Source organism: Mycolicibacterium chubuense (assembly GCF_001044255.1).
Taxonomy (GTDB): domain Bacteria; phylum Actinomycetota; class Actinomycetes; order Mycobacteriales; family Mycobacteriaceae; genus Mycobacterium; species Mycobacterium chubuense.
Map to the genome: position 1 here is coordinate 1 of NZ_JYNX01000022.1, position 20,908 is coordinate 20,908.

The 20,908-nt window shown below is 67.6% G+C and carries 20 protein-coding genes and 4 tRNA genes; 17 read left to right on the top strand and 7 right to left on the bottom strand.

Going from position 1 to position 20,908, the window contains the following annotated elements; all coding sequences use genetic code 11:
* The 3 genes from MCHUDSM44219_RS05510 to MCHUDSM44219_RS05520 form a co-directional block, all read left to right on the top strand.
* The coding region (locus MCHUDSM44219_RS05510) for a TOBE domain-containing protein (RefSeq protein ID WP_048417235.1) at positions 1 to 713 on the top strand (713 nt) is incomplete at its 5' end.
* A gap of 90 nt (positions 714 to 803) precedes the next feature.
* Positions 804 to 3,308, top strand: coding sequence for a putative bifunctional diguanylate cyclase/phosphodiesterase (locus MCHUDSM44219_RS31815; RefSeq protein ID WP_461786654.1), 2,505 nt, complete (start codon positions 804 to 806; stop codon positions 3,306 to 3,308).
* Positions 3,309 to 3,777: 469 nt separating this feature from the next.
* Entirely contained in the window at positions 3,778 to 4,575 is a 798-nt protein-coding gene (locus MCHUDSM44219_RS05520; RefSeq protein ID WP_082162061.1) for a SigB/SigF/SigG family RNA polymerase sigma factor, read from the top strand.
* 94 nt (positions 4,576 to 4,669) lie between these two features.
* Here the strand turns inward: MCHUDSM44219_RS05520 and MCHUDSM44219_RS05525 are convergent, their stop codons facing one another.
* The 4 genes from MCHUDSM44219_RS05525 to MCHUDSM44219_RS05540 form a co-directional block, all read right to left on the bottom strand.
* Complete coding sequence (locus MCHUDSM44219_RS05525) at positions 4,670 to 5,062, bottom strand: STAS domain-containing protein (protein ID WP_053081194.1); 393 nt, start codon at positions 5,060 to 5,062, stop codon at positions 4,670 to 4,672.
* Positions 5,063 to 5,166: 104 nt separating this feature from the next.
* Positions 5,167 to 6,054 (bottom strand): ferredoxin family protein, encoded by an 888-nt coding sequence (locus MCHUDSM44219_RS05530; protein WP_048417237.1) that lies wholly within the window; start codon positions 6,052 to 6,054, stop codon positions 5,167 to 5,169.
* Between the two features lie 11 nt (positions 6,055 to 6,065).
* Complete coding sequence (locus tag MCHUDSM44219_RS05535; RefSeq protein WP_048417238.1) at positions 6,066 to 7,274, bottom strand: cupin domain-containing protein; 1,209 nt, start codon at positions 7,272 to 7,274, stop codon at positions 6,066 to 6,068.
* 9 nt (positions 7,275 to 7,283) lie between these two features.
* Positions 7,284 to 7,529, bottom strand: coding sequence for a hypothetical protein (locus MCHUDSM44219_RS05540; RefSeq protein WP_048417239.1), 246 nt, complete (start codon positions 7,527 to 7,529; stop codon positions 7,284 to 7,286).
* A gap of 241 nt (positions 7,530 to 7,770) precedes the next feature.
* Here MCHUDSM44219_RS05540 and MCHUDSM44219_RS05545 point away from each other — a divergent pair, with 241 nt between their 5' ends.
* The 6 genes from MCHUDSM44219_RS05545 to MCHUDSM44219_RS05570 all read left to right on the top strand — a co-directional run bounded on the left by MCHUDSM44219_RS05545 (position 7,771) and on the right by MCHUDSM44219_RS05570 (position 16,603).
* A complete protein-coding gene (locus tag MCHUDSM44219_RS05545; RefSeq protein ID WP_236695364.1) occupies positions 7,771 to 9,042 on the top strand; it encodes a L,D-transpeptidase in 1,272 nt (423 codons plus the stop codon).
* A gap of 122 nt (positions 9,043 to 9,164) precedes the next feature.
* On the top strand, positions 9,165 to 10,802 hold the full coding sequence (locus MCHUDSM44219_RS05550; RefSeq protein ID WP_082162062.1) for a nitroreductase family deazaflavin-dependent oxidoreductase: 1,638 nt from the start codon (positions 9,165 to 9,167) through the stop codon (positions 10,800 to 10,802).
* A 78-nt stretch (positions 10,803 to 10,880) separates the two neighbouring features.
* Complete coding sequence (locus tag MCHUDSM44219_RS05555; RefSeq protein ID WP_236695365.1) at positions 10,881 to 12,632, top strand: chloride channel protein; 1,752 nt, start codon at positions 10,881 to 10,883, stop codon at positions 12,630 to 12,632.
* Between the two features lie 479 nt (positions 12,633 to 13,111).
* Positions 13,112 to 13,891, top strand: a complete 780-nt coding sequence (locus MCHUDSM44219_RS05560) for a SigB/SigF/SigG family RNA polymerase sigma factor (RefSeq protein WP_048417242.1) — start codon at positions 13,112 to 13,114, stop codon at positions 13,889 to 13,891.
* A 295-nt stretch (positions 13,892 to 14,186) separates the two neighbouring features.
* Complete coding sequence (locus tag MCHUDSM44219_RS05565; protein WP_048417276.1) at positions 14,187 to 14,699, top strand: MarR family winged helix-turn-helix transcriptional regulator; 513 nt, start codon at positions 14,187 to 14,189, stop codon at positions 14,697 to 14,699.
* A 578-nt stretch (positions 14,700 to 15,277) separates the two neighbouring features.
* On the top strand, positions 15,278 to 16,603 hold the full coding sequence (locus MCHUDSM44219_RS05570; RefSeq protein WP_048417243.1) for a DUF2254 domain-containing protein: 1,326 nt from the start codon (positions 15,278 to 15,280) through the stop codon (positions 16,601 to 16,603).
* 226 nt (positions 16,604 to 16,829) lie between these two features.
* Here the strand turns inward: MCHUDSM44219_RS05570 and MCHUDSM44219_RS05575 are convergent.
* Positions 16,830 to 16,904, bottom strand: a tRNA-Val gene (locus MCHUDSM44219_RS05575).
* A gap of 103 nt (positions 16,905 to 17,007) precedes the next feature.
* On the opposite strand from MCHUDSM44219_RS05575, the gene MCHUDSM44219_RS05580 reads away from it, so the two are divergent.
* The 4 genes from MCHUDSM44219_RS05580 (at position 17,008) to MCHUDSM44219_RS05595 (ending at position 17,786) form a co-directional block, all read left to right on the top strand.
* Positions 17,008 to 17,430 (top strand): DUF6636 domain-containing protein, encoded by a 423-nt coding sequence (locus MCHUDSM44219_RS05580; protein ID WP_048417244.1) that lies wholly within the window; start codon positions 17,008 to 17,010, stop codon positions 17,428 to 17,430.
* A 96-nt stretch (positions 17,431 to 17,526) separates the two neighbouring features.
* A tRNA-Gly gene (locus MCHUDSM44219_RS05585) sits at positions 17,527 to 17,599 on the top strand.
* A gap of 27 nt (positions 17,600 to 17,626) precedes the next feature.
* Positions 17,627 to 17,700: transfer RNA gene (locus MCHUDSM44219_RS05590), tRNA-Cys, on the top strand.
* A gap of 11 nt (positions 17,701 to 17,711) precedes the next feature.
* Positions 17,712 to 17,786 (top strand) — tRNA-Val (locus MCHUDSM44219_RS05595).
* A gap of 681 nt (positions 17,787 to 18,467) precedes the next feature.
* Here the strand turns inward: MCHUDSM44219_RS05595 and MCHUDSM44219_RS29935 are convergent.
* Positions 18,468 to 18,644, bottom strand: coding sequence for a hypothetical protein (locus tag MCHUDSM44219_RS29935; RefSeq protein ID WP_157868750.1), 177 nt, complete (start codon positions 18,642 to 18,644; stop codon positions 18,468 to 18,470).
* A 316-nt stretch (positions 18,645 to 18,960) separates the two neighbouring features.
* On the opposite strand from MCHUDSM44219_RS29935, the gene MCHUDSM44219_RS29750 reads away from it, so the two are divergent.
* From MCHUDSM44219_RS29750 to MCHUDSM44219_RS05615, 4 genes are all read left to right on the top strand, one after another.
* The gene (locus tag MCHUDSM44219_RS29750; RefSeq protein WP_131722288.1) at positions 18,961 to 19,209 is read left to right on the top strand and encodes a hypothetical protein; all 249 of its coding nucleotides are present in this window, start codon (positions 18,961 to 18,963) and stop codon (positions 19,207 to 19,209) included.
* A 42-nt stretch (positions 19,210 to 19,251) separates the two neighbouring features.
* Complete coding sequence (locus tag MCHUDSM44219_RS05605; protein ID WP_048417246.1) at positions 19,252 to 19,551, top strand: hypothetical protein; 300 nt, start codon at positions 19,252 to 19,254, stop codon at positions 19,549 to 19,551.
* A gap of 103 nt (positions 19,552 to 19,654) precedes the next feature.
* Positions 19,655 to 19,855 carry a three-helix bundle dimerization domain-containing protein gene (locus tag MCHUDSM44219_RS05610; RefSeq protein WP_048417277.1) on the top strand — a complete coding sequence of 67 codons (201 nt, stop codon included), beginning with the start codon at positions 19,655 to 19,657 and terminating at the stop codon, positions 19,853 to 19,855.
* A gap of 249 nt (positions 19,856 to 20,104) precedes the next feature.
* Positions 20,105 to 20,524: a hypothetical protein gene (locus MCHUDSM44219_RS05615; protein ID WP_048417247.1), complete on the top strand. Its 420-nt coding sequence runs from the start codon at positions 20,105 to 20,107 to the stop codon at positions 20,522 to 20,524.
* 4 nt (positions 20,525 to 20,528) lie between these two features.
* On the opposite strand, the gene MCHUDSM44219_RS05620 is transcribed toward MCHUDSM44219_RS05615, so the two are convergent.
* On the bottom strand, positions 20,529 to 20,846 hold the full coding sequence (locus MCHUDSM44219_RS05620; protein WP_237157321.1) for a helix-turn-helix transcriptional regulator: 318 nt from the start codon (positions 20,844 to 20,846) through the stop codon (positions 20,529 to 20,531).
* Positions 20,847 to 20,908 lie beyond the last annotated feature (62 nt).

Genomic DNA, 20,908 nt, shown 5'->3' on the forward strand with positions numbered 1-20,908 from the left:
AGGAGATGGAGGACTACCTGATCCTCGGCGCGTGCAATCCTGCGCTGGCCCAACGGGTGGCGGTGGCGCGGGCGCTGGCCGCCGAGCCCCGGGTGCTGCTGCTCGACGAGCCCTTCGCGGCGCTGGACGTGACCGCGGCGCCCACACTGCGGCGACTGCTGCGCGATCTCCTCCGGGAGCGATCGCGGACAGCGATCATCGTCACCCACGACATGCTCGACGCGCTGGCCATCGCCGACACGGCCGTGGTCATCGAGGGCGGACACGTCGCCGAACGCGGGCCGGTCCGCTCCGTGCTGAGCACGCCGCGCAGCGATTTCGGCGCCCGCATCGCCGGAGTCAATCTGGTGTCCGGAGTCGTCTCGGCGCGGGGATCGCTACGGACCGAATGGGGTGCGGACATCGCGGGCGCCGGCGACGTCGAGCCCGGCGTTGCTGCCGTCGCGCTGTTCCGTCCGAGTTCCGTCGCCGTCCACCTCGAGCCGCCCCACGGCAGTCCCCGCAACGTCCTCACCGTGACCCTCGCCGACATCGATGTGCACGGACCGGTCGTGCGCGTGCGCGGCGCCGAACTCCCGGACGGCGCGCCGGGCCTGGCTGCGGACGTGACCCCAGCGGCGGCGGTCGATCTGGGCCTGGAGCCGGGCCGGACCGTGTACTTCGCGATCAAGGCGCAGGAGGTGGGGCTGCACCCCGCGCACGGTATGCACTAGCGTCAATATCTGCCCCACGGCTACTCCCGTCATTTGCTGACAGAGCACCGTGGGGCGCGCAATAGTAGGTGGCATGGGAGTGTCGTGGACATGGGCCGGTATCCGCGGCAGATGATCGCACCGATGGCCGCGCCGCTGGGGCTGGTGCTCGCCCTGGCGGCGCTGCTCGCCGTGGCCGGCGACCAGCCAGCCGTGCGCGTCGCCGACGACCTGGTCAACTTCGGCCTGCTGGTCTATGCCACCGTGTGCGCCGCGCTGGCCGCCAGATCGGCGCTCGGCCGGCTGCACCGGGCATGGGTGCTGATGACTGCCGCGCTGGCGGCCTGGGCGCTCGGCGACGCCATCTGGCTGCTGTACGAGCTGATCCTCCGGCAGGATGCGCCCGTGCCGTCGGCGGCCGACGCCTTCTACGTCGTGTTCGCCCTGCTCGCGATCGCCGCGATGACGCAGTTCGTCGCCGAACCGATGCGCGAATCCCGGCTGCGGATCACCCTGGACGGCATCACGGTGGCACTGTGTCTGTTCCTGCTGGCGTGGATCCTGGCCCTGCACACCGTGTACGACGCCTACCGCGACGACCGCGCCGCTCTGTTCGTCACACTGCTCTACCCCGCCAGCGACCTGGCGATGCTCACCATCGCTGTGGTGACGCTGCTGCGCGCCGACGCCCGCCAGCGGGTGGTGCTGACCGTGCTCAGCACGGCGATCGCGGTCATGGCGGTCGCGGACATCGCCTACGCCGTCCTGCTGGCCGGCAACCGCTACCAGACCGGGGATCCGATCGACGCTGCCTGGGGCGCCGCGGCGGTTCTCTTCGCCGCCGCCGCGCTGATCAGTCGACGCACGCCCACACCGCGCCCACCCGCCCTGTCCGTCCCCTCGAACGCGTCCCTCTGGCTGCCCTACATACCCCTGCTCCTCGCGGGCACGATCGGCCCGCCGCTGGTGATGTCCGGCCTGGAACGGTTCGTGGTGCCGCTCATCGTCGTCGCCGTGTGCTTGCGGCAATCGGTCGCCGCGTGGGAGAACCGCCGGCTGCTGGCAGCCGCGGCCGACCAGGCGCTGCGGGATCCGCTGACCGGGCTGGCCAACACAGCGCTGTTCGACGACCGGTTGGCCCACGCGATGATGCTGCGCTCACGCATCGACCGGTCGGTCGCAGTGCTGTCCCTGGACCTCGACGACTTCAAGTTGATCAACGACAATCTGGGTCACTCGGCCGCCGATCGACTGCTGGCCGACGTCGCACGCCGGCTGGCCGCATGCGCCCGGACGGGCGACACCGTGGCCCGCACGGGTGGCGACGAGTTCGCACTGCTCCTCGAAGGGCCGTTCGACGAGTCGGAAACCGTCGCCCAGCAGGTGAGTGACGCCTTCGACATCCCGTTCACCGTCGACGGGCACGACATCCTGCTGCGGCCCAGCATCGGTGTCACCGTCGCGTCGATGTCCGAGCCCGACCTGACGCCCGAGGTCCTCCGCGAACGAGCCGCCATCGCGATGCAGGCCGCCAAACGGGCCCGCTCTCCCGAAGTCCACACCTTCAGCGCCGACATGGTGCCCGCCGACGGTGACGGAGCAGACGCCGCCGCGCGCCGGTCCGGCGGCGACGGTGCCGCCCAGATACGTCTGCTCGGCGAACTGCGCCATGCCATCGACCACAACGGGCTCGACGTGGTGTACCAGCCCAAGATCTCGCTGCGCACCGGCGACACGGTCGGCGTCGAAGCGCTCCTGCGCTGGCCCCACCCCCAACGGGGCCTGCTGCTGCCCGACGCGTTCCTCTCGCTGATCCGGGAACGGGGCTTGATCCAGCGGGTGACCGACCTCGTCCTGAACAAGGCGCTCGACGACACCGCCCGCTGGTACGGGCACGACACCCGAATCCCCGTGGCGGTCAACCTGTTCGCACCGTCACTGCGGGAGACCGACCTGCCCGACAAGCTGTGCCGCGAGCTCGGCCGCCGGGGTCTGCCCACCGATCTGTTGACCGTCGAGATCACCGAGGACATCGTCCTGAGCGAGATGGACCTGGTGACCGCCGTGTTGCGGCGGCTGCGTGAATACGGGGTGCGGGTGGCCATCGACGACTTCGGCAGCGGCTACTCCTCGCTGTCGTATCTGCGCGATCTCCCGATCGACGAGGTGAAACTGCTCCGGTCACCAGCGACGCCCGGGCGGCGGCCGTCGCGCAGGCGGTCATCGACCTCACCCACGACCTGGGGGCCACCGTGGTGGCCGAGGGAATCGAAGACGCCTCGACCGCCGACTGGCTGCGCGAGCACGGCTGCGATGTGGGGCAGGGCTATCTGTTCGGCAGGCCCGTCGAAGCGGGGCGGATCGGTGGCCTTGCCGACGCGGACCCCCGGCGCACGGACGACGCTGCAGTCATCGGTCCCCCATGATGCGTCCCGGTGCCGCCGGGTGGCGCCTGCCCCCGCGGCGCCATCCCGGCTGCAGTCGTCGCTGTGCTGCCGCGGGCACGCCATCCCCTCAGTGGCGTGTTCGTGCGCAGGCAACGACGTAGCTATTGCACCGGTCAGCCCCCGAGCGCCGGTAGGGGCGAAGGTCCCTGGGTGGCAGACGCGGCGATAACGGTCACCCGAGCGCACGGTTGTGTCCACGGGGTGACGCCTGTCGTTAGTACTGCTCCTCATCAGGCGCCACCAGCGGTGACGTTGGTCATGACGAGAGCAACGACCCGCCCGGGGGGTTGCACATCTGTGATGGGGCCGTATTGTCAGAGGCAGGTGCTATACGTGTCTTGTCACTGTGCCGAGCAAGAAAGCGGCGTTGCGCCGCCGACGCGGTGACTTACCTACCGTCGTAAGCGCATGTCGAGAATCCGGCGTGAGCTGTTGGTCAGATGCCAACCGTTTATGGGCGGTCCAAGACTTGACGCCAGTGTCCAGGCCCGTCACATGCTCGCCTGCAAGAGGACAGAATTCGCGAGCGGGTCGCTTCCCTCCCCGTACCGAGGCTTCACGAGATCGGTCCGAGGTGGCCCAGCACAGCACCGACATGTCGCGCGTCACGTCGACGAACACGAGAGCCGTGATCTGCAGTGCAAACTCTTCATCAGCCGACGCCATCTGTCAGCACGTCAACGACCACCACCCCCTACGCCGACGTCGTCGTCATGTTCCGTGAACTCGCCCTGCTGGACGCGGACACCGCGGCCCACCGGCGCCTTCGGGAAGCGATCATCGAACGGTGCCTGCCGCTCGCCGAGCACATCGCCCGACGGTTCCGTGGACGCGGAGAATCCCACGATGACCTCGTTCAGGTCGCCCGCGTGGGTCTTCTCAACGCGGTCAACCGATTCGACATCGACACCGCCGACGACTTCCTCGCCTTCGCCGTCCCGACCATGATGGGTGAGGTGCGCCGGTACTTCCGGGACCACGGATGGTCGCTGAAGGTTCCGCGCCGCCTCAAGGAACTCAACATGCGACTCAAGGCGGCCCGGTCCGAACTGACCCAACAGCTCAACCGGGCGCCGTCACCCAGCGAACTCGCCGAATACCTCGGGATCGACCGGGAAGAAGTCGTCGAAGGACTCATCGCGGCCGACGCGTATTCGACGCGGTCCACCGAACAGGAACTCAGCGCCGCCGGTGACGGCCTGACGATGAACGACACCTTGGGCGGTCCCGATCCCAACCTGCAGAAAGTGGTCGAGATCCACACGGTGCGACCGTTGATCGCCGATCTGCCCGAACGGGACCGCATGGTGCTGAAGATGCGGTTCTTCGACAACAAGACGCAGTCGCAGATCGCCGACGAGATCGGCGTCTCCCAGATGCATGTGTCCCGACTGCTGGCGCGCGCTCTGGCCACGGTCCGGGAGAAAGCCAGCTGAGCACGCGCCGGCGGGGCGGCGAAATGCCCTGCCCGGCAAGCTCTTCGACGCAACGATCACCCCGGTGCTGCAACGCACCGGGGTGATCGCCGCTCTAGCGGACGATGGAGTCGAACGCCTGCTCCACGGTGGAATGCAGACTCATGATGTCGGCCAGACCGATCATCTGCATCGGCCTGCTGGTCGCCGGCCCGTCGGCGACCACCATGAATTGCGTTGCGGCACCGCATCGATCGTGCGCCTCGACGAGCAGGCCCATCCCCACCGATGCGAGGAACTCGACGGCGGTGAGGTCGATGATCATCGAGGTGGGTTTCTTCGTCAGCGCGGTGTCGATCTGACGGTCGAGCGCCGGGACGGTGAGCATGTCGACATCACCGGTGCAGCGGATCACGACGACCGAATCGTGCCAGGAATCGGTGACGATGCACTGCGAGGGCGCGCCGCCCGGCTCCGCCGCGGGCGAGGGTGAAGAGGTGGAAGACATATCAACTCCGAGATCGCATGGATGAAGCGCTGCGTCTCACGGGCTGCCTAGTCTGAACCTGAAGGATGGGGCGCGTGATGATCAGTCTATACGCGTCTGGCAAGTCAGAGCGCCGATATCGATTTCAGCGCGAAGCTCCGCACGCGGCCTGCCACCCCGGCGCGGCACATCGACAGCAGCGGCTCGGACAACTCTTCGGCGAGCACCACCTCGACCGGACCTGATGCGCCGGCGAGCACGACTCGGACGGTGTCGTCGACGTGGTCGACCGTCACCGGCGAGAGCGCGCGGATGCGTTCGTCGCCGGACGCCTTCCGAACGAAGTACTGCGCAGCCTGCACCGCATGGGGAAGCGACGTGCGGCCCCGCAGGAACTCGTTGTCGACCAGGCCGTCGACGTACCGGGTGACCAGTGCGGCCGCGTCGGTCGAATCGATCCGGCCGTAGCAGAGCCCCTCGGGCAGGATCAGCATCGTCGCGGCGAACCGGTCACCACCCAGATGCGAACACTCCCAGGTGTTTCCGGGGTACCGGTCGGCGATCGCCGCGACCGCCTGTCGCCCCCGGACGGCGCAGCACTGGTCGTGCCGGCCGTGGGCACACACCGCGACGACGGGTTCGGCGGACCGCTCGCCGTCGCTGCCGTCGAGTGCGAGCTCGAGGTAGTCGGCCGGCTGGGACACCTCGCCGCGGTACAACGCCTCGCTCCCCTCGTCGCAGAAGGCGAGGAACCAGCGCCAGCGCGGAGTCGCGGCGCGGCGGCCCGGCCGGCGGATCGCGGCGATCCGCATCCCGGCCGTCTCGAACCGGCGCGCGATCGCGCGTCCCAGAACGGGGTCGATGATCGACGGCGAGTTCAGAAACGCCGACGGACCCCAACCACCGCTGAGTTCGAGCAGCGCCCACGCGTGTCCGGCCGACGCGGTCCCGTACATCACGTCGTCGCGCGCCAGGGACTGGTCGCTGCACGGAATGCGCCCGCCGACGGCCATCGACCGCGGCCCTAGTCGGCGACGGCCACGACGACCGCCTCGCGGAGCAGTCGGCGCAGCAGCACCGTGCCGTCGTGGTGATCGAGGCCGGGCAGCGTCGACGCGTCGACGGCCTCGCCGGACTGCAGCGCCGTCAGCGCCGCCGCGCAGAAGCCCGGAAACGACATGGTGCGGTCGGGAAGCCGCAACCGGACGCGGCCGTCGGCGCTCTCGAGCGGCGCGACCAGACCGCGGCGCCACCGCACCCGCGTCGTGTCCGCCGCCGCGGCCGCGTCGAGGGTGGCCAGCGGCGGAACCGCCACGGGCCGGGTGCGTTCGCTGTGCCGGCGCGCCATTCGCGCGGCCACGCGATCGCTCAGCTCGGCACCACGGTCACGCACCGTCTCGGTCAGCGCGGCCATCACCTTCGACGCGATGGCCGCCGTTTCGCCGGGGTGCGCCACATCGACACCCATGGGCAACGACTTGCGGAATTCCGCGTCGTCGGCCAGTGCGTCGACGACCGCGCGCAACACGTCGAGGCCCGTCATCGCCGAGACGCCGATCGTCAGATGGATCGATGTGGTGTCCCCCGACCGGGCGGAATGCACCCAGCCCCGGGGCAGGTACAGCACGTCGCCGGCCGTGAGGACGGTGTCGATCACCGGAGTCTGCGCGCCACGGACGGTGATCGCGCCGCGGTGGTCGGTCCACGGCTGGCTGGGCAGCGGGTCGGTGTGCACCGGCTCGTGCACGATCCACCGCTTGTCGCCACTGACCTGCAGCACGAAGACGTCGTGGACGTCGTAGTGCGGGTCGAAGCCCTGATTGTCGGGTGGGGTGATGTAGGCGTTGGCCTGCACCGGATGCCCGAGGTCGTCGACCGCATCGCGGACGAAGTCGATCAGCGGCGGCCACAGCCGGTGCAGCCCCTGCAGAACCAGGGTGGCGCCCGCCGCCAGCTGCGCGAGTACCCGAGCGGAATCCACCTGATCGGGCATCTCCGCGCCGAACCCTCCGGCGTCGAGGTAGCAGTCCCGGGCCAGCAGTTGGCCCGCCTTGGCCATCCGCAGAAACGGCGCGCGTACCCCGCGACGGGTGATCAACTCGTCAACGGCATCCGGTGAGAGCAGATCGGTGAAGTCGCGGGGCAGCGCGCCGGACCGGCTGAGCAGGGGTCGTCGACCCCAGTACTGCGCCGCGAACACCTCCGGAGCGACCGCGACGCAGCGCGTCAGCACGAGACCGTCCTAGGCGGTACCGTCCGCGCCGCCGTCATGGCCGCCGGGGTTGGAGCCGCCATCGGCAGGCCCCTCGCCGCCCGCGGTGCCGTCGGCGCCGCCGTCGTGACCGCCGGGGTTCGAGCCGCCATCGGCAGGCCCCTCGCCGCCCGCGGTGCCGTCGGCGCCGCCGTCGTGACCGTCGGGGTTCGAGCCGCCATCGGCAGGCCCCTCGCCGCCGGACTCCGTGGTGATGTCGTCGTCATCGAGTGCCATTGTCGTCACCTTTCCGCGCCACTGGGATGCCGCTGGGATGAGCCGCAGCCTACCGCGCCTCGCTGTGGTGCCCACCCGGTACGGAACCCAAACCCGCCTCGGTTTCCCGGCGGATAACGGACCGTCGGAGATGGCGTAACGATCGGGGCGTGCCGAGCGCAAGACGGGGCGCTCCCAGTACGATCGGGCCATCGATCCGGTTCGGGATCGCGTGGCCGTCGCCGACAACACTGGAGAACGCTTGAGGTCTGATCGTCGTGCCCGCGCTGTCTGCCTGGCAGCCCTGCTGGCGGTGATCGCCGCCGTGGGCATCGTCTCGTCGAGCGCGCCGCAGTGCCCTGATCGCTGCCAGGCATTGGCCGCGGCCACTGCGTCGCACTTCGCGCCGCCGGCTCCTCCGTCGCCCACGGCACCAGCCCGGCTCATCGTGACCCCGGGCGCGGGATCCGAGGACGTCAAACCTGACGCCCGGGTGCTCGTCGCGGCCGTCGACGGGACGCTCGAGAGCGTCACGATGGTCAACGACGCGGACAAGGAGATCCCCGGGGTGCTGACCCCCGACGGCAAGGCGTGGAAGCCGACGGTGCAGCTCGGGTACGGCCGCACCTACACGATGACGATCGCCGGGCGCGGTCCCGGAGGTATGCCGACCCGGCAGACCTCCAGCTTCAGCACCATCGATCCGAGCGACCAGGCCTCGGTGTACCTGAACACGGTCGGCTACGCATCCATCGAGGACGGCGGTACCTACGGCGTCGGCATGGTGATCGTGGCCCACTTCGACGAGACCGTCGACAAGGCGGCCGCCGAACGACACCTGCGCGTGCGCACGGATCCGCCGGTCCCCGGCAGCTGGTACTGGGTCGACGACCAGACGGCGCACTGGCGTCCGCAGAAGTACTACGCCCCCGGCACGAAAGTCAGCGTCGTCGCCGACATCTACGGCGACAAGCTCGGCGACGATCTCTACGGCGCCGAGGACGAGACGGTGAGTTTCGTGATCGGCGATGCGCACGTGTCGATTGCCGACGACACCACCAAGCAGGTCAGCGTTTTCGACAACGGCAAGCTCGTCCGCACGATGCCGACCTCGATGGGCATGGGCGGCACCGAGACCATCGGCGGGAACACGCTGTCGTTCTGGACGCCTCCGGGGGTCTACACAGTCATCGACAAGGCCAACCCGGTGATCATGGACTCGTCGACGTTCGGGCTGCCGGTCAACAGCCGGCTGGGCTATCGGGAGACGATCCCGTGGGCCACCAAGATCAGCTCCGACGGGATCTATCTGCACCAGCTGAACTCGACGGTGTGGGCACAGGGCAACACCGACACCAGCCATGGCTGCCTGAACCTCAACAGCGACAACGCGCAATGGTTCTACTCGTTCTCGCGGCCGGGCGACGTCGTCGAGGTCCGCAACACCGGCGGGCCGCCCCTGCGCCTGAATCAGAACGGCGACTGGACGCTGCCGTGGGAGGAGTGGCTGAAGGGCAGTGCCCTGCGGCAGTGAGGGGAACTGTCCGGTCCTTCGGCCCACACATTCCATTGCGCTTAAGCAATCATTGCGTTTAGCATGTATAGAGGGCGGGCGTCCTCTGTGGGTCTCTCGCTTGACGATCGAGGCGGTGAGACGTGCGTGTGGTGATCTGCGGAGCCGGAATCGCCGGACTCACTCTCGCGAACAGGCTCGCAACGTCCGGCGCCGACACCGTGCTGCTCGAGCGCTCGCCCGTGCCACGGCCGGAGGGGTACATGATCGACTTCTTCGGCCCGGGCTACGACACCGCGGCGGCGATGGGCCTGCTGCCGGCCCTGCGCGCCGTGTCCTATGACATCGACGAAGCGCAACTGGTGAACGAGCACGGTCGATGCCGCGCGCGGGTACGCCCCGCCCTGTTCGCCGAGCAGGGGCTGCTCGATCTGATGCGGCCCGATCTGGAGAGGGTGCTCCGCGAGGCGCTGCCGGCCGCGGTGGATCTCCGGTTCGGCAGCGCGGTGTGCGACGTCGCCGATCTCGGTGACGGGATTCGCGTGACACTGGAGGACGGCTCACAGGTGGACGCCGATCTACTGGTTGGCGCGGACGGTCTGCATTCGACGGTGCGCCGTCTGGTGTTCGGTCCTGACTCGATGTTCCTGCGCTACCTCGGATTTCACACCGCTGCCTTCACGTTTCACGACACCGGCATACGAAGCGCCATGGTCGGGCACTTCTGCCTCACCGACTCCATCGACCGGCAGGTCGGGCTCTATGCCCTCCGAGACGGCCGCATCGCTGTCCTCGCGGTGCACCGCTGCCCCGACTCCACACCCCCAGATGACGTGCGCTCAGCCATCCGTCAGGCCTACAGCGGGTTGGGGTGGCTCGTCCCCGACGTGCTCGACCGGTGCCCCGCAGAGCACATCTACTACGACCAGGTCGCCCAGGTCGTCATGTCGTCTTGGCACAAGGGGCGGGTCGTCCTTCTCGGAGACGCCGGTTACGCCGTATCGCTGATCGCCGGCCAGGGCGCATCCCTGGCGATGGCCGGTGCCTATGTGTTGGCCGACCGCCTCCACGAAGCGGAATCGATCGAGGAGGCGTTACTCGACTTTGAGGCTGTCTGGCGTCCGATGGCCGAGGAGAAGCAGCGGAAGGGGCGTGCGGGAACCCGCTGGTTCCTTCCGTCGTCGGCATGGCAGATCCGGGTGCGCCACGTGGTGCTGCGCTGCACGCGACTCCCGTTCGTCGACCATCTCGTGGCCACCGCACTTGTCGGCAAGTCCAGCGGAGCCATCCTCGAACCGGACCGCACGCGCATGGCGAAGTCACTCCGGACGGCTTTGGCCGCGCCGACCGTTCTGTACGCCAACGGGTTCGGATGGCTTCTCGGGCGGCGCTTCCTCTGTCTGACCCACACCGGACGGAGGTCGGGACATCGCTACCGAACCGTGCTGGAGGTGATCGGCGCCGATCGCGGTGCTGACGAGTACCTGGTGATCGCGGGGTTCGGCCGTTCGTCGGACTGGTTGCGCAACATCGAGGCGCACGACGACTTCGAGGTGATCGTCGGCAGAGATCGGTTCTCAGCGGTGCACCGTGTGCTCTCGGGAGCAGAGGCGGAGTCGGCGATGGCCTCGTACGAACGAGCACACCGCTGGATTGTGCCGCTGATCCGCCGTGTGCTGACCCGACTGCTCGGATGGCGCTACGACAGCAGCCCTGCCGCACGTGCGCGGCTCGCCCGTCAACTGCCAGTGGTAGCGCTCTCTCCGCGATCGCCGAGCTGACGGCAGTCGCCGGCAAACGTCGATTATGCGATCACAGCGCAATCATTGCGTACTGCAATAATGGCGGAAACACAACGCTTGCGATACTCACGTCGCATTCCCGTTTTCCGCCAGCGGTTCTGGACGACCTGGGTCAGCGACAGCTCGTCGGCCATCGTCCCGCTTGCGATCGCCGTCGGTGCGGTCACCGGCATAGGGGCGGTCGGCTTTCGCGAGCTGATCACGCTGTTCACCCGGATGTTCACCGGATACGACGACTACTCGGGGCTGGGCCGGGTCGCGAGTGCGCACTGGCCGACGCTCGGCTTCTGGTTCTTGTTGTTCACCCCGGTCGTCGCCGGCGCGGTGTACGGACCGATCGTGCACAAATTCGCCCCGGAGGCCAGAGGCCACGGCGTTCCCGAGGTGATGTACGCGGTGGCGCACCGGCGCGGACGGATTGCACCCCAGGTCACGTTGGTGAAAGCCCTGGCGTCTGCGCTGTGCATCGGCGGGGGCGGCTCGGTGGGGCGCGAGGGCCCGATCGTCCAGATCGGCTCCGCAGCAGGATCTACGGTGGCGCAGCTGTTACGCCTACCCACCTCACGGGTCCGGCTGCTGGTGGCCTGCGGCGCCGCCGCCGGCATCTCCGCCACGTTCAACGCACCCCTTGCCGGCCCGTTCTTCGCGATGGAACTCATCCTGCGGGACTTCGCCGCCCAGTCCTTCGGTGCCGTCGTCCTGTCCAGCGTGGTGGCTGACGTCATCGGCCGGGCGATGATGGGCGACCACCCGTTCCTCACACTTCCGTCGTTCGCGGTGCACAGCCCGGTCGAGTACGGCCTGTACTCGGCTCTCGGCGTGTTGGCCGGCGCGGTGGGCGTGCTGTTCTCGAAGGTCCTGTACCTCGTGGAAGATGCCTGCGACTGGGTGTGGCGCGGTCCGGAGTGGGCGCGGCCCGCCGTGGGTGGACTCGCGCTCGGGGCGGTGCTCGTCGCGCTGCCGCAGATGTACGGCGTCGGATACCCCGTGCTCGAAAACGCCGTCGAGGGCAACTATCTGGTCCCGATGCTGCTTTTGCTACTGGTAGGCAAGATGTTCGCCACCAGTCTGACGATCGGCATCGGCGGCTCGGGAGGGGTGTTCGCTCCGACTTTGTTCATCGGCGCGATGGCCGGGACCGCCTTTGGCGAGGTCGCTCACCACCTGTTCCCCACTGTCACCGAAGCACCGGGCGCCTACGGTTTGATCGGAATGGGGGCAGCGCTCGCCGGCGCCACCCGAGCACCCGTGACGGCGGTCATCATCCTGTTCGAACTGACCGGCCAGTACTCGATCATCCTGCCTCTCATGGCAGCGGTGGCGGTGGCCGCAGGCACTGGCCACCTGCTCTCCAAGGAGACCATCTACAAGGCGAAACTGTGGCGCCGCGGCATCGACGTCGAGTCCGCGCACAGGACGCTGTCCGGACTCACAGCGACAGACGTCGCCAGACCCGCACCCGATCCCCTTCCCGAGGACACCAGTTTGGAGGCTGCGGCCGCGGTCCTCGCCGAGAGTTCCCTCGGCGTGCTACCGGTGACCGACAGCCGGGGCGACTACCAGGGGTGCGTCTCCGCCGAGGATGTCGCCGAGGCCCTGAACGACGATGCACCCCCCGATACGGTGTCCAGCCTGATCCGGCGGCCCATCGCACTGGACGAGACCGCCGACTCCGAGAAGATCGTCGGAGCCCTGTCCGGCCGGGGCGCGACCGGTTTGCCGCTACTCTACGCCGGGCACACCGCGGTCGTCGGCTGGGTGACGTATGAATCCCTGTTGGAGCGCCTGCATCCCGTCCCGCGGTCCTGACGTCTGCTGCGGCCAGTCGGTCGAGCTCCCCGTGGTCGGCGACGTCGACCAGAAGCACGAGCCGGGGCGCCGCCGGCGCGGGCAACGTCGGTCGCGGCCGACTCCAGTCCGCCACGCCCCCGAGCGACCAACGCCTCATTCAGCCGCTACGGCCGAATTCCCGCGCCGCAGCCCGCCCGATCCCTGCGCTCGCCCCGGTCACCACCGCGGTTGAGGGGGTGCCGCCGGCTCGATCAGATAGTCGCCAGATCCCGCCATCACCTCTTCGTATCGCTGTGCATCGGAACCGCCTTCGCGGCCCGGTCCGACGCTGTGGTGTGCCACAACCGTACCCCGGGAAAGCCCCGATTGCGCCCTTCATGCAATGGTTGCGACTTTTTAATCCTTGCGTACAGACATATATTGCGAGTTAGGACATGCTGTGCCAACGTTGAGAACGACCATTGGCATCGACAACAGCGGCCACCCACCCCAACACGATGATTGTCGACATGACCGTCACGTACGAGACCGACGACGAGTACGCCGATGTACCGGACATGTTCCGGTCACTGCGCGCGGCGGCCGAAGATTCGTCCGGATTCACAGCGCAGCACGAACAGATCGTCACCCGATGCTTGCCGCTCGCCGACAACATTGCCCACCGGTACAGCAACCGGGGACAGGATCTCGATGACCTGATCCAGGTCGCCCGACTCGGACTGCTGCAGGCCGTCAATCGTTTCGATCCGCAGTCCGGGTCGTCATTCACCGCCTATGCGGTCCCCACGATCATCGGCGAGGTGCGCCGTTACTTTCGCGACCGAACGTGGCCGATGTCGGTGCCGCGCCGGATGAAGGACCATCACACTGAAATCGCCAAAGCCATTCCGGAAATGATGCAGCACCTCGGACGAGCTCCCAGTGTGACCGAATTAGCCGGGTTTCTGGGTGTCGACCGTGACGCCGTGATCGAGGGCATCATCGCCAGCGATGCCCGGTCGCTGCGCTCACTCGACCAGCCGCTGGGGCACGACACGACGACCACCGCCGCGGACACCGTCGGTTGCGAGGACGAACGGCTGCAAGCTGTGACGGACCGGGAGTCCGTTCGACCCCTGGTCGCGGGGCTTCCCGAGCGCGAGCGGGCGATACTGCTCATGCGATTCTTCGAGGGTCAGACACAGAGCCAGATCGCCCAGCGACTGGGGTTGTCCCAGATGCACGTGTCCCGTCTGTTGACCAAAACCCTGGGAAAATTGCGCAGCCAGCTCTTCTAGCCGTACGCCCTCGTCGCCATCGTGCGCCGAGGAACGTTCGGCGGTGACCACGGTCGACGTCGAATTCGCCTGCCAGGCAGCCACATTTGACAGCCAAGGCGCCGACGTCGCGCCCCCGACCGCGACTCGGATATAGACTTATTCGCAATCATTGCTGCATGGAATCTTTCTGGACCAGCTCATATGCGCGGGTGGCAGCTTCACCGGCACCGAACCACTTGGAACCCGAGGAATGATGCACTGACCTGCGGAGTGGATGATTGCGATCATGCCGGTGTTCGACAACAATTCAGCTATGACATCGTCGCCACGAAGCCGCGCTCCCCGCAGGTCAGCGCTGACGACTCAAGCGGATGCCGTGTTGCGTGCGTCCCGCGCGCTTGTGGGCATCGCCGCCGAATCGCTCGGAGAGATCGACGATCTGGTCACCGTCCCTCAGTTCCGGGTTCTGGTGCTTCTCCACACCCGCGGACCGATGAACCTGGCATCGGTCGCCGCAGAGCTCGGGGTGAACCCATCAAACGCGAGCAGAACGTGCGACCGGTTGATTAATGCCCGGCTTCTGGATCGCCGTGAGTCGCAGGTCGATCGTCGCAACATCACCCTGACGCTGAAACCGTCGGGACGCCGCCTGGTGGAAAAGGTCACCGAGCACCGACGCGCGGCGATCGAGCGCGTTCTGCGGTCGATGAAGGCCGAGGAGAGGACCACCGTGGCCGCCGCGCTGGAAGCCTTTGCGCTGGCGGCCGGTGAGCCCACCAGCGACGGTAGGACGATCAGCTTGCTGTGGCCGCCGGAATCCGCCTGAGCTCAAACCGGTCACCGACGTGGTGCGGGGCGTCCGGCTGCGGGCAGGATGAACCGCCGAGTGCCGAGCCGAGGTGCACCGTGTTGAGAGCGCGTCCGATTGGCGAGCGAGTTCGATGCCTACCGCCCAGATCGCCACACCCGAGGCCGCGAAGATCAGGGGCGGTGACCACGTCGCAACATCGTGCTCACCGGATGTCCCGCTGAGTCATCGGAACAGCATCTGGATCCGGGTCGAGCAGCGATGCAACACGACGATCGACGAGAGCAGCGGACCGGACTCGACGCCGCGCCGCTGGGCCGGGGCTGACGCAGTGGGCGCAGGACACACCGCCGGTCGCCTGGACCAGCGAAGACAACAGCCTCAAATCCATTGCTGCTGAGATGTTTCTGTGATTGTGGTCATCTTCGCTCCGTCCCGGCATCGCCCGACGCATGCCTCGCCGACGCCATGGATGCACGAACCGACCATCGCGTTCCGCATTAGGATCATGCCGAGCGCTTGACGTTCGAGCGGCACGGGTACATGGATCAGGTGATCTCGTCCGCGGTCAGCGCGCATGCACAGGCCAGCAGCCAGTGAAGAACTCCGCCTCGGCCCGGGACACCCTGCGGACACAACTCTGGCCCATACCCGTGATGGGGATCCTCCTGGCGGTGGCTGCCGGGATCGCGCTGCCGCAGATAGACGCGTCCATAGACGCCCGGTTGCCCCCTTGGGCAGTGTCGCTCATCTTCGGCGGCGATGCCGGCGCCGCCCGCACGCTGCTCGACGCCGTATCCAGTTCACTCATCACGGTCACCTCGCTGACGTTCTCCCTGACCGTCGTGACCCTTCAGCTGGCGAGTAGCCAATTCTCACCGAGACTGTTGCGAACCTTCACGAGTGACATTTTCGTCCAGGGCACGCTGGCAGTCTTCCTCGCCACGTTCACATACTCCTTGACCGTGCTCCGCGCGGTCCGCAGCGGCGACGGCGGCGGTACCGCGTTCGTTCCCCGGATTTCGGTCACAGTCGCTTTCAGTTTGGGCATCGTCAGCGTCCTGGGCCTGGTCTTGTTCCTAGCCCATCTCGCCCGCCAAATTCGCGTGGAGACGATGCTGCGCGACGTCCACGACGACGCCAGCGCTACCGTTCGTGCTGCGACGAGCCCGCTCGGCGCAGTTGCACCCGGTCCCGAACCACCCACGCCGTGCGCAGGTGCACGCGCTGTGTTCGCCCCATCGTCAGGCTTCCTGACAAGTATCGATGAAGACGAATTACTCGCGGCGACCGTCTGGGCAGACGCTTTCCTCATCATCGAGTGCCATCCTGGAAGTTCGATCGTCGAGGGTGTTCCGATCGGCACCGCGTGGTCGTCGTCCTGCTCTCTCGACGATGCAGCCCTCGCCTGCCTTCAAGACACCGTAGGGCGCGCGATCAACGTGGGCTACGAGCGCACTGCCGCGCAGGACATCGGCTACGGGCTGCGCCAGCTGACCGATGTCGCGAACAAGGCCCTGTCACCGGGCATCAACGATCCGACGACGGCTATCCATGCGCTCGGGCACATCTCGGCGATCCTGTGCCGACTCGCCGGCCGCGACCTTCGGCCGGTGCTGCTCCTCGACAACGACGGGCGGGTCCGCGTGGTGCTTGGACGACCCGACTTCGCCGAGGTGCTCGACGTAGCCATCACTCAACCCCGCAGATACGGGTCAGCCGATCCGCAGGTGATGGCTCGGTTGTTCCGGTTGCTCGAGGAGGTCGCGTGGCATGCTCACGACGACTCGCCCGTCCGGGAGCAGCTCGCCCGACTCCGTGCCACCGTCGCACGCTCGGATTTCGACGATGTGGAATTGGCACAACTGGACAAGTCAGCAGCTCGGGTCACGCACGCCATCACCGCGCGGAGTGCTCGGTGATGCTGAGAGAACCGTCGGCCGCCCCGCAGCCGTCGATCACCCCTTCCGGCCGACTCTTCGTCGTGGAGAACGGGGAGCTCTCTAAGCGACGGCGGCGGCGTGTGATCACCGATATCGGCCGACCCACCCCACCCGCGCACGACGTGCGGCGTACCCGATGCATCGTTGGCGCTGCGCTTCGGCGCCGATCTGGACCGACACCTGGCCTCAAAAAACTCGCGGTTGCTGGTGGTCCCGGCTGGGTTCGAACCAGCGACCTTCCGCGTGTGAGGCGGACGCTCTCCCACTGAGCTACGAGACCGGGGATTTCCGACGGAGTCGGACGAGGCGCAACATTAACATGCGCACCCGGCCCTCCCAGAATTCGACCCTTCTACCAGCGAGTTCACAGGTATGGTCACCGCATGACGCTGCGTGGCCGGGCCGCCGCCCGCGCGGTCGCGGCATGGGGCGCGGCGAGCCTCTCGGCCGCTCCTGCCGCCGCCGACATCGTGGGCTTCACCTCGCCCAGCGGCAACATCGGCTGCATGCTGGAGGACGACTACGTGCGCTGCGACATCGCCGCTCGGGATTGGGCGCCCCCGCCCCGTCCTGCCGACTGCCCCGACGTCACCGGGTACGGGCAGGGCATCGCGCTGCAGTCGACCGGTTCGGCACGCTTCGTCTGCGCAGGCGACACCGCACTCAACAGTGGACCGGCGCTCCCGTACGGCCAATCCCGGTCCAGCGCCGCGATCAACTGCACCAGTGAGCAATCGGGTATCAGATGTACGAACTCCGACGGCCACGGATTCAGGCTCTCGCGCGAGGAATACGCCCTGTTCTGAGGTGCGACGCGCCCCAACCGGGAGGGGATTTGTCTACGCCCAACTGCGTGGACTATCGTCGTGCATCGCGACGAGCGACGAACTCGCCCGTGGCGCGCGGATGTAGCGCAGTTGGTAGCGCATCACCTTGCCAAGGTGAGGGTCGCGGGTTCGAATCCCGTCATCCGCTCGAAGGTGCAGTGGCATCAAGCCCAGCGGTGGAGTGGCCGAGTGGTGAGGCAACGGCCTGCAAAGCCGTGCACACGGGTTCGATTCCCGTCTCCACCTCCAAGGTGTTCCCGGCGCGATTAGCTCAGCGGGAGAGCGCTTCCCTGACACGGAAGAGGTCACTGGTTCAATCCCAGTATCGCGCACCAGTATGACCGCAGTTCAGGACCTGTTCTCGCGCCATGACGACTGCCAGGACTGCAACCGCACGCGCGGCACCCTGGCGATGAGGGCAGTCCGCGGGCGCTCGAGTTGTTCGACGTCGGTCAGCGCAGACGAACCTGTCGCGGCACAACGCCCACCTCATCCTGTGGGTGTTCTGAGACCTGTCCTGTCAGTGTCCTGAGACTCCTGCGGCACCTGGTTGCAATGGGCGCCGGAGGGCGCATGATCGAGCGCACGACCGCGGTCCAGACCCAAGCGCCCGGTCGTTGATGGGAGACAGTCATGACCGCCAGGCTGACCAATCTGACCCGCGGGGAGCGCGAGTCACTTCTGTGGACACTGCGTGTGGTAACCGGTCGAAGCTCGTCGTGCAGCGCATCGAGCTGACTGACCGGATGCTCGCCGACGCTCGGACGTTGGAGCAGATCGACCGCCGGCTCCGCGAAATCGACGCGAGCGAGGACTACCTCACGCACTGATCGGGTCGGGCCGGCGGGTGCGGTGGCCGACCACGTCCCGCCGGCCCGGCGCACAGGATGCGAATCTGCCTGCGCGCCAAGACCGATACCCCCGCGCCTCGCGACATCGCGGCATCGCGGCATCACTCCGCGTGCACGCCACTCAGCAGTCCCGCTGGGCGCAGATTTCACGTCGCCAGAGCCGCCTCAGCCGAAGCCGGGGACGAACCGGGCGCACTCGCACTCGTCGTCGGTCACGTAGTCGATGAGGCGGCAGCTTCCCCAGTCGTCCCAGTGGCACATTGCGCTGTGGCCGCATCTGCACATCGGCGACGTCTCGGCAACTCCGACAAGGACGTGGCGCAGCGCCGACCACATGCTCATGGTCGCACCGAAAAGCTACTTCCCCGGCCCGGGCGTGGGCTACAACCGGGCCGCGTCATACCGTGCCGAATTTTCGACCAGCCTACGCTTCGGCACTTTCGGGCAGCAACGCCGCGAAGGCCTGCCAGGCAAACCTGAGAACCCGCTGGCACTCTCCTGCACGCCCTGCGTGGTTGTCAGTGGATCGGCAGGCGATCGGGGTGGTTCATGCGGTGTTTTCGCGCTGATCATCGATCTCACCCCACGGCCGGGCGCCGCCGCCCGGCCCCCGATCCCCACGGCGCAGCCCGTGGAGCGTCCCTATCAGGAGATTGCCATGTCGAACCGAATCACCGTCGCGACCGCCGGACTTCTCGCCGGCGCCGCCATGCTCGCAGCGTCCCTCGGCGGGGCCGCCGTGTCGCAGGCCGCCAGCAGCGGAGTGGACATCCAGGGCACCTATCCGAAGCCCGGCACTTACACCGGCGTCGCCGGCGGCATCTCGCTGTGCACCCAGCACGGCATCAAGATGCCGTGCGGACCGTCGTTCACCCCCGGCATCACCAAAGCCAACAACGAGGGCTGACCGCCCCTTCGCAGCGCCACTCTTCGAACATATGATCGAAGAGTGGCGCTGCAGAAGATCGGACACGGCGGGCAACCGCAGCCCACCGTGTTCCGCCGGGTGCACCCACCCTTGGAGGTCCTGGTGGACCTCGTCGCGATGTTCCCGCGCGAGCCGCACGGGGCAGGCCGGTACCACCCGCACGGCCTGCAGATGGACACCGTTGTCGAAGGCCGCCTGACCTGCTGGGGCCTCGGCGAGCAGGGTGGCTGGTGGGGACTGGTGACCTACGCCGTCTGCTTCGGCAGCGACAAGCAGACCGTCACCCATTGGGCGCCGGCCTGGGTGCTCAAACTCAAGTAGCCGATTGACGTTCACCACATGTCCACGCCGTTGTCGCAGCACGGCCGTGCGCCTGCGCTGCGGACCGGTTGACGGCCGCACGGGACGCGACGAAGCTGAGCTCGTGATCGAGTTGAGTGAGCAGCAGATCATCGACCAGCTGGCGCAGCGTCTGGCCGATGCCCATGCCACCGTGGAGCCGGACCGCGTCGCCGCCGTCGTCCATGCGCAGTACGCCCGCTTCGAGGGCCGGCCCATCCGGGATTTCATCCCGCTGTTCGTCGAACGCGGCGCGAAGGCGGAGCTGACCCGGCTCGGCGTCTGACCGACACCCGATTCGTTACCGCATTTCAAGCGCGAATATATGTGGCTATCAGGCCACTCTCAGGTTGGGTCCGTAATTTCAGAGGCACGGAAGTCCCGATCAGACGACCCCGATACGCTCGGCCCGCCACCAACCCCCCTCAGGTGGCGGGCCGAGATCGTTTGCTGAGCCGGAAAGCCCGCGATGCGGCCGCACCACCCGATAGGGTTCGGGTGCACGAGAACCGATCCGGCGACCAAGGGGTGGGACATGATTCGCGAGATGCTGACAGCGACCGCGATCGGCATCGCCGCACTGGGCACAGCGCCCGCCGCGATAGCCGAGCCGGGCCCTGCCTATCCCGACGATCCCGGCCACTACGCCACCGATGTCCCCGGCATGAGCTACGACGCCCATCTCACCGCCCCCTGCACCAACATGGAGCGGTTCACCTTCGGCCGCGGTCCCGGCGGGGAGGCCCTGCAGTGCCGGTGGATTCCGAACCAGTGGCCGCCGGTCTACACGGGCTTCTGGCAGGCCACCTACGATCTGCGCGGCGTGCAGGACATCGGCGCCCCGTGCCCCAACCCGCAGTCCGCCGCGCAGGCTCCGGACGGACGCCCGCTGGTCTGCTTCAGCAACGGCTGGCAGGCCGGCATCTACAACCGTGAGGGCTTCACGCCCCTGTGAGCTGTCAGCCGCTGCGCAGGGTCCGGCTCGGCTCGGTGCCGAACACCTCCTTGTAGGCGCTGCTGAACCGCCCGGGGTGGCTGAAACCGCAACGGCCCGCGATCGAGGTCACGGTGTCGCGAGCCGGATCCGCGGACTTGAGTTCGCGGTGCGCCCGCTCCAGGCGGACGCGCCGCAGATACTCCAGCGGTGTCGTGCCGATGTGCTCGCGAAACGCGTACTGAATCGCGCGCGGCGTCACGTCGGCGGCTGCGGAAATGTCCCGGATGGTGATCTCGTACTGGGCGTTCTCGTGGATGAAGTCCAACGCCCGCCTCAACATCCGCGGATGGTGTGTCGTGGTCTTCTCGTCAGATCGCATCCCGGAACGGGTTCCCGAACTAG